A 7,193-nucleotide genomic window follows, 5' to 3' on the forward strand; every position below is an offset into this window, starting at 1 on the left:
AATGCCTCTAGGGACGCTCTGCGTCCAGTGACGCGGAGCGTCACGGGCTTCATTCCCACGCAGAGCGTGGGAATGATCATGCAGCAGGGTTGATGTGGGTGTCCGAGCCAGTTCAAAGGAGCGATCAATATGACCAGCATGGAACCCGGCAACTCTGGGGTCGATCCGCGGCTGAGCTTCGATGATCCGTTACTCGACGGTCTGTTGATTCTCTGCAAACTGCATGGCGCGACAGTCAGTCGCGCCAGCCTGAGTGCCGGGCTGCCGCTGAACAAACAACGTCTGAGCCTCGATTTGCTGCCGCGCGCTGCTGCTCGTGCGGGGTTGCAGGCGCGGATGTTGCGCCGTGAACTGAAAGATATTTCACCACTGAACCTGCCGATTCTGTTGTTGCTCAACGACGGCCGCACCGCCGTGTTACGGCGTTTTGGCGATGACGGCAAAGCGCTGATTCTGCCCAGCGAAGCCGATGGCGGCGAGCAATGGGTCAGCCGTGAAGAACTCACCGAACACTACAGCGGCCAGGCCTTGTTCGCCCGGCCGCGGCACGAACTCGAAGACCTGCGCTCACCGCTGGTGCCGCGCGTGCATGCCTGGTTTCGCGACACCCTGAAGCTGTCGAAATGGCTATACGGCGATGCGATTCTCGCCAGTTTCCTGATCAACCTGCTGGGCCTGATGGTGCCGCTGTTCGTCATGCAGACCTACGACCGTGTGGTGCCAAACCAAGCGACGTCGACCTTGTGGGTGCTGTCGATCGGTCTGTTGATCGGCACCGGTTTCGAACTGGTGCTGCGGGTGGTGCGTGCGCACTTGCTCGACACCGCCGGCAAGAAAACCGATGTGATCCTTTCCGCGACTTTGTTTGAGCGCATCACCGGCATGTCGATGAAGGCACGGCCAGCGACCATCGGCGGTTTCGCCCAGAGCATTCATGACTTCCAGGGCCTGCGTGAATTCCTCACCGCCGTCACCCTGACCAGCCTGATCGACCTGCCCTTCGTCGTTTTGATGCTGGTGGTGATCGGCCTCCTCGGCGGCTGGCTGGTGGTGATTCCGATGTTGGCGTTTCCGATCACGATCATCTTCGCCCTGGCGATTCAGGTGCGCCTGCGCGACACCGTGCAGAAAAGCCTGAGCCTCGGCGCCGAACGCCAGGCCGTGCTGATCGAAACCCTCGGTGGCCTGGAAACCCTCAAGGCCTGCAGCGCCGAAAGCGAGCGCCAGCACAAATGGGAAAGCACCCACGGCGCCCTCACCCGCCTCGACAGCCATGCGCGCAATCTCTCGGCGCTGGCAACCAACGGCACATTGTTCATTCAGCAGTTCTCGGGGATGGCGACGATTGTCGCCGGGGTTTACAGCATCATCGCCGGCAACCTCAGCGTCGGTGCGCTGGTCGCCAGCTACATGCTCGGCAGCCGCGTACTCGCCCCGCTGGGGCAGATTGCCGGGCTGATCACCCGTTATCAGCAAGCGCAATTGACCATGAAAAGCACCGACGCGCTGATGTCACTGCCGCAGGAACGCGACGGCAAACAGCGGCCGCTGGAACGCACGCAACTGCAAGGCGCGCTGGACGTCAGCGGCGTGACCTTTCACTACAACGGCCAGAATGCGCCGGCCCTGAGCAACATCAGTTTCAGCCTCAAGGCCGGCGAACGGGTTGGCATTATCGGTCGCAGTGGCTCGGGTAAAAGCACCTTGGCGCGATTGGTCATGGGTTTCTATGAGCCAGAAGAAGGCCAGTTGCTGCTCGACGGTCTCGACCTGCGGCAACTGGATGTCGCGGATCTGCGCCAGCAAATCGGCTATGTCGCCCACGACCTGCCGCTGCTGGCCGGCAGCTTGCGCGATAACCTCACCCTCGGCGCACGCTACGTCAGCGATTCGCGGATGCTTGAAGTGGCTGAGCTGACCGGCGTCACCGAACTCGCTCGCCAGCATCCGCAAGGTTTTGATCGGCCGGTCGGTGAGCGCGGGCAATTGCTGTCCGGCGGCCAACGCCAAGCGGTATTGCTCGCGCGTTCGCTGTTGCTCGACCCGCCGATCATGCTGCTCGACGAACCCACCAGCGCCATGGACAACAGCAGCGAAGACATCCTGCGCCAGAAACTTCATGGCTGGGTGCAAGGCAAAACCCTGCTGCTGGTCACCCACCGCACCTCGATGCTGAGCCTGGTGGATCGGCTGCTGGTACTCGACAACGGCCGGATCGTCGCCGACGGCCCGAAAGAAGCAGTCATCGAAGCACTGCGCAAGGGCCGCGTCGGCTCTGCGGCGGTGTAGATGCTTAACCATAATTTATGGCTTACACAAAAAAGTGCCCTGCACAAAAACCTGTGCCTATACAAAATCAGTGGCTTTACACAAAACCTGTGCCTTACACAAAACTTGTGGTTTGCACAAAATCTGTGGCGAGGGGATTTATCCCCGTTTGGGTGCGCAGCGCCCATGAAATTTTTGGGGTTGCTGCGCAACCCAACGGGGATAAATCCCCTCGCCACAGGAAAACTTTTTGGCCACAGGAATTTTCTGTGGCCACAGGGAAATTCTCAGGCCAAAGGGAGTTCTCTGGTTACAGATACGCGCCCCTGGCCACTGTTGGGTCATCCAGTTTGATGTTTCTTAATTGAGGGGTATCGCCCCATGTCGGCATCTTCAGATAGCAAATCTCGCGGCTACTTCGACAGTTTCGGCAAAAGCGCCGAGGCTGAGTTCATGCCGGAAACCGCCGGGGCGGCGTTGCAGGATTCGCCGCGCTGGTCGCGGATCACCGTGTGGCTGGCGGCGGGGCTGCTGATCAGTGCGGTGGTCTGGGCCAAATTCGCCGTGCTCGAAGAAGTGACCATGGGCGAAGGCAAGGCGATTCCGTCGAGCAAGATTCAGGTGATCCAGAACCTTGAGGGCGGCATCGTTACCGAGATCTTCGTGCGTGAAGGGCAAATGGTGAACAAGGGCGACACCCTGCTGCGTCTGGATGACACGCGCTTCCGTTCGAACAAAGGCGAGAGCGAGGCCGATCGTTATGCGCTGACGGCCCAGGTCGAACGGTTGTCCGCCGAAGCGGAAGGCCGGCCGTTCAAGCTCTCCGATGAAGTGGTCGCCAAAGCACCGCAAGTCGCTGAAGACGAGCGCTCGCTGTATGACCAACGCCAGCGCCGACTGGCCAGTGAACAACGAACCCTCAGCGAACAACTGCGGCAGAAAACCCAGGAACTGGCGGAATTTCGTTCCAAGCAGGGCCAGTTCAGTTCCAGCCTGGCGTTGCTGCAGCAAGAAATGAACATGTCCGAACCGCTGGTGAAAACCGGCGCGGTGTCGCCGGTGGAAATCCTTCGGCTGAAGCGCAGCGCGGTGGAGATCCGAGGTTCGCTGAACGCCACCACACTCGCCATTCCCCGTGCCGAATCGGCGATTGCCGAGATCCGCAGCAAGATCGACGAATCCGAACAAACCTTCCGCTCCGAAGCCGCCAAAGAGCTGAATGAGAAGCGCACCGACCTGTCAAAAATCACCGCGACCAGCATCGCCATCGACGACCGGGTCACCCGCACCACCGTGACTTCACCGGTGCACGGCGTGATCAAGCAATTGAAGGTCAACACCATCGGCGGCGTGGTGCAGCCGGGCAGCGACATGGTTGAAATCGTGCCGCTGGAGGACAACCTGCTGATCGAAGCCAAAGTGCGCCCGCAGGACGTGGCGTTTCTGCATCCGGGGCAGAAGGCGATGGTCAAGTTCAGTGCATATGACTACACGATTTACGGCGGGCTGAGCGCCAAGCTTGAGTTGATCGGCGCGGACACGATTACCGATGACAAGGGCAACAGCTTTTACCTGATTCAGGTGCGCACCGATAAAAACCATTTGGGCGGGGATGTGAAGCCGTTGCTGATTATTCCGGGGATGGTGGCGACGGTGGACATCATTACCGGGGAGAAGAGCGTGCTGGATTACTTGCTGAAACCGGTGCTGAAGGCGCGGACTGAGGCGATGCGCGAGCGGTAGCGAATGATCGTTCCCACGCTCCGCGTGGGAGTGCCGCCCGGGACGCTCCGCGTCCCTTCGCGACTGTGACGCAGAGCGTCACTGGATGCATTCCCACGCAGAGCGTGGGAACGATCATCTATCGCCATGATTACGCTGAAAGGTCTCCTCCCCCATCGCCGCAATCTGCCCCTCGATCAACGCTTCAAACGGCTTGAGCAACGGTTCAAACGAAACCGGCGCCTCCAGCGCTTGCAATGCCTGCACAATCGCCTCAACCGTCGACAATGCCCCCGGCCCCGGTGCCTTTCGCAACCGATAGCGCGACACCCCGCCCTCGGCCAGCGTCACCCGTGGCAACGCCGCCAGCAGTGGATTGAGGTGCAGCATCTTGCGCGCTTTACGCCACGTGCCATCCGGAACGACCAATAACAACGGTTCATCCGACTCAGCGTAAGCCTGCATCGGCTGCGCATCATCGGCGGGAAACAACAACCGCGCCCGATAGCCCGGCTGATTCAGCAGCGTCGGCAAATCCTCAAAAACCTCACCCACAATCAGCTCGGCATTGCTCAATCCCAACGCCGCCAATCGCGCGGTGTTCAACGCATGATTGACCTCGCTCGGATGCTGCAACAGCAACACCCGCGTACGGCTGTCGAGGCTGGGGATCAGCGGGCACAGGCAATGGGTTTGTGGGCGCAGGCAGCGCGGGCATTGGGGTCTGGACATACTTCTTTTTCCTACAAGCTAAGCCTGATTGAGCTGTGCTTTGAGCAAATCACGGAAAGTCTGGATCAGCGGCTCGCGGCTGCGGCCCCGGCGCATGATCATCGAGAACGGCGCCTGATAACCGAACGTCGCCGGCAGCAATACGCGCAAATCGCCCTTGTCAGCCCAGGCTTGGGCGTAGTGCTCCGGCAAGTAACCAATGTAGGCGCCGGACAGCACCAGAATCAGCTGCGCCTCCATACTTTCCACGGTCGCAGCGCTGTGCTTGAAACCGTGACGCGCCAGCTCGGCCTGACTCCAATAACCACGACCGACCATGCGCTGCTGGGTGATGACTTGCTCAGGGATGCGCCGCTCGTTGAACAACGGATGGCGGCTGCTGCAATACAGCCAGTGCTGCTCGCGGTACAGCGGCATATAGACCAGTCCGCTCATCCGTGTGGAGAACGCGCCGATGGCCAGATCGAGGCGATTGTCCTGCACGCCGAGTTGCAGTTCGTACGGGCTCATCACCGATAAGTGCAAATGCACCGCCGGATGTTCCTGGCTGTAGCCGCCGATGGCTTCGGCAAATGGCAGAGCCTTGTCGCTGACCGTGGAGTCGATCACGCCGAGGTTGAGCGTGCCGCGCAATTCGCCCTTGAGCGCGGCGGCGTATTGCTCGAACCCTTCGAGTTCGGCGAGCAGGCGCAAGGTTTCCTGATGGAACAGCTCACCCTTGCTGGTCAGGCTGAACCCGCCGCGTCCGCGATGGCACAGCACCAGACCTAGCGCGGCTTCGAGCTGGCTCATGTAGGTGCTGATCGCCGAGGTCGACAGGTTGAGTTCCTGCTGCGCATTGGCGAAACCCTGATGGCGCACGACGCTGACGAAGATGCGCAATAGTTTCAGGTCGGGTAAAGCGTTGGCCATGTCTACTCCAAGGATCGTTCCCACGCTCTGCGTGGGAATGCAGCCTGTGACGCTCTGCGTCACCTGCAAGTACGGCTGGACGCGGAGCGTCCGTAGATGCATTCCCACGCGGAGCATGGGAACGAGCCGGTGTGGAAGTCTGGCATTAGTTTAGAAAAATCTGAACTAAGTATTTGCCCGTAGCGATTCTTTCCCCTAGCTACATTTCGCATCATCGGCCCCACAGCGGCGTCCGAACCTGTGCTCAACGGCGCGCCGATATAAATAAAACAAAGACGATGAGGCCCTACCCGTGGACAAGATTCTTCACCAACCACTGGGCGGCAACGAAATGCCGCGCTTCGGCGGCATCGCCACCATGCTCCGACTCCCCCATGTACCGACCGCTGCCGGCCTGGACGCTGCCTTCGTAGGCGTGCCACTGGACATCGGTACTTCGCTGCGCCCCGGCACCCGCTTCGGGCCACGCGACATTCGCACCGAATCGGTGATGATCCGCCCTTACAACATGGCGACCGGCGCTGCGCCGTTCGACTCGCTGGCCGTGGCCGACATTGGCGACGTGGCGATCAACACCTTCAACCTGCTCGACGCCGTGCGCATCATCGAAGAAGCCTACGACAACATCCTCGAGCACAACGTGATCCCGATGACCCTGGGTGGCGACCACACCATCACCCTGCCGATCCTGCGTGCGATTCATAAAAAGCACGGCAAGGTCGGTCTGGTGCACATCGATGCCCACGCGGACGTCAACGATCACATGTTCGGCGAGAAAATCGCCCACGGCACTACCTTCCGCCGCGCGGTTGAAGAAGGTCTGCTCGATTGCGACCGTGTCGTGCAGATCGGTCTGCGCGCTCAGGGTTACACCGCTGACGACTTCAACTGGAGCCGCGATCAGGGCTTCCGCGTGGTTCAGGCTGAAGAGTGCTGGCACAAGTCGCTGGCACCGCTGATGGCTGAAGTGCGCGAGAAAGTCGGCGGCGGCCCGGTGTACCTCAGCTTCGACATCGACGGCATCGATCCGGCCTGGGCACCTGGCACCGGCACCCCGGAAATCGGCGGTCTGACGACCATTCAGGCGATTGAAATCGTTCGCGGCTGCCAAGGCCTCGACTTGATCGGTTGCGATCTGGTAGAAGTCTCGCCCGCTTACGACACCACCGGCAACACCTCGCTGCTGGCCGCCAACCTGCTGTACGAAATGCTCTGCGTACTGCCAGGCGTGGTTCACCGCTGAGGGTTGCGTCATGAACGAACGTGATCAGGTTCTGCAAGCGGCCGCCGAGCTGGTGGCTGCCTTTGCCCGTAACGATCGCGAGGCTTACTTCGGCGCGTTCAGCGCCGATGCAAGTTTCGTTTTCTACACCCTCGAACAGCCGTTGCTGTCGCGCGATGCCTATCAGGCCTTGTGGGACAGCTGGCGCGCCGAGGATGGCTTCGAGGTGCTTGCGTGCACCTCGAGCAACGCCTTCGTCAGCCTGCAAGGTGACGTGGCGATTTTCATCCATGACGTGGCCACCGAGCTGCGCTTGCAAGGGGAGCACCACTTCAGC

At 60.6% G+C, this 7,193-nt stretch carries 6 protein-coding genes; 4 read left to right on the top strand and 2 right to left on the bottom strand.

Annotation, left to right across the window (positions count from 1 at the left end):
- Window positions 1-129 precede the first annotated feature (129 nt).
- Window positions 130-2,289: a type I secretion system permease/ATPase gene (locus ACIP1X_RS06905; protein ID WP_400649080.1), complete on the top strand. Its 2,160-nt coding sequence runs from the start codon at window positions 130-132 to the stop codon at window positions 2,287-2,289.
- A gap of 360 nt (window positions 2,290-2,649) precedes the next feature.
- Window positions 2,650-4,011, top strand: a complete 1,362-nt coding sequence (locus ACIP1X_RS06910; protein ID WP_053118210.1) for an HlyD family type I secretion periplasmic adaptor subunit — start codon at window positions 2,650-2,652, stop codon at window positions 4,009-4,011.
- Window positions 4,012-4,125: 114 nt separating this feature from the next.
- Here the strand turns inward: ACIP1X_RS06910 and ACIP1X_RS06915 are convergent, their stop codons facing one another.
- Together ACIP1X_RS06915 and ACIP1X_RS06920 are read right to left on the bottom strand one after the other, a co-directional pair.
- Window positions 4,126-4,722: a tRNA-uridine aminocarboxypropyltransferase gene (locus tag ACIP1X_RS06915; RefSeq protein WP_400750575.1), complete on the bottom strand. Its 597-nt coding sequence runs from the start codon at window positions 4,720-4,722 to the stop codon at window positions 4,126-4,128.
- 18 nt (window positions 4,723-4,740) lie between these two features.
- Window positions 4,741-5,634 (bottom strand): LysR family transcriptional regulator, encoded by an 894-nt coding sequence (locus ACIP1X_RS06920; protein ID WP_053118206.1) that lies wholly within the window; start codon window positions 5,632-5,634, stop codon window positions 4,741-4,743.
- 292 nt (window positions 5,635-5,926) lie between these two features.
- Here ACIP1X_RS06920 and speB point away from each other — a divergent pair, with 292 nt between their 5' ends.
- Window positions 5,927-6,877: an agmatinase gene (gene speB, locus ACIP1X_RS06925; protein WP_008086245.1), complete on the top strand. Its 951-nt coding sequence runs from the start codon at window positions 5,927-5,929 to the stop codon at window positions 6,875-6,877.
- Between the two features lie 10 nt (window positions 6,878-6,887).
- Window positions 6,888-7,193, top strand: a 306-nt coding sequence (locus ACIP1X_RS06930) for a nuclear transport factor 2 family protein (protein ID WP_400750578.1), incomplete at its 3' end; no start/stop codon positions are given.

The sequence above is a fragment of the Pseudomonas sp. NPDC088885 genome, assembly GCF_044750025.1.
Taxonomy (GTDB): domain Bacteria; phylum Pseudomonadota; class Gammaproteobacteria; order Pseudomonadales; family Pseudomonadaceae; genus Aquipseudomonas; species Aquipseudomonas rustica.

Bases quoted from the DNA above. Each gene is read 5' to 3' on its own strand.
- ACIP1X_RS06905 (WP_400649080.1), top strand. From the start codon at position 130: ATGACCAGCATGGAACCCGGCAACTCTGGGGTCGATCCGCGGCTGAGC.
- ACIP1X_RS06920 (WP_053118206.1), bottom strand. From the start codon at position 5,634: ATGGCCAACGCTTTACCCGACCTGAAACTATTGCGCATCTTCGTCAGC.
- ACIP1X_RS06910 (WP_053118210.1), top strand. From the start codon at position 2,650: ATGTCGGCATCTTCAGATAGCAAATCTCGCGGCTACTTCGACAGTTTC.
- ACIP1X_RS06915 (WP_400750575.1), bottom strand. From the start codon at position 4,722: ATGTCCAGACCCCAATGCCCGCGCTGCCTGCGCCCACAAACCCATTGC.